Source organism: Mycobacterium sp. (assembly GCF_008709575.1).
Classification (GTDB): Bacteria; Actinomycetota; Actinomycetes; order Mycobacteriales; family Mycobacteriaceae; genus Mycobacterium.
This window is the reverse complement of the sequence record NZ_VYIK01000488.1, coordinates 1-588: the sequence shown is the minus strand read 5'-3', so window position 1 is coordinate 588 and position 588 is coordinate 1. Positions and strand designations below refer to the sequence as shown.

Annotated in this window: 1 protein-coding gene and 1 pseudogene; one reads left to right on the top strand and one right to left on the bottom strand. The window is 69.4% G+C overall.

Annotation, left to right across the window (positions count from 1 at the left end):
- A pseudogene (locus F6Q13_RS19745) lies at window positions 1-221 on the bottom strand (hypothetical protein); the annotation flags it as partial.
- A gap of 207 nt (window positions 222-428) precedes the next feature.
- Here F6Q13_RS19745 and F6Q13_RS19740 point away from each other — a divergent pair.
- Window positions 429-588, top strand: a 160-nt coding sequence (locus tag F6Q13_RS19740; RefSeq protein ID WP_293060075.1) for a wax ester/triacylglycerol synthase domain-containing protein, incomplete at its 3' end; no start/stop codon positions are given.

The following is a 588-nucleotide window of genomic DNA, read 5'->3' as shown; positions in this document are numbered from 1 at the left end:
CGGCGGCGGTCGAGGACTTCCAGCACCCGGCGCAGCGCCGCGTCGGCGAAGCCCGCAGCCTGACGCATCGGCCCGGACATGCCCGCCGTCGGTTGCGGCACCGAACGCGGATGCGGCGCCTGGGTGGCGGGGCGCCGCAGCGTTGTGGTCGGGATCGATCGGCACTGCCGCACCTCGCGGGGCGGGGGTTCATAGTCGACGACGGGGCGAACGGTCAACACGGCACCCTCCTCGGCGTGCGATTCACTGGGCAGGCCTGCTGGAGAGTGGCAGACGAATGCGCAGATCATCGCACAACCGCGGCGTTCGTGCACCCGCGCTGCACAGCAGCGGCGCACCGGTTACCGTGAGCGGCAGCGCCGGTTGACGGCCTCGACAGGGTCGGCGAATCGCCAAGGGACCGAAACAGAGAGGCACGGAGAGGCACTGTGACCCGGTTGTCCACATCGGATGCGTCCTTCTATCAGTTGGAGAACACCGCCACCCCGATGTATGTCGGCTCGCTGTCGATCCTGCGTCGACCGCGGGCCGGGCTGAGCTACGAGGCATTGCTGTGCGCTGTTGAGCGGCGGCTACCGCAGGTACCCC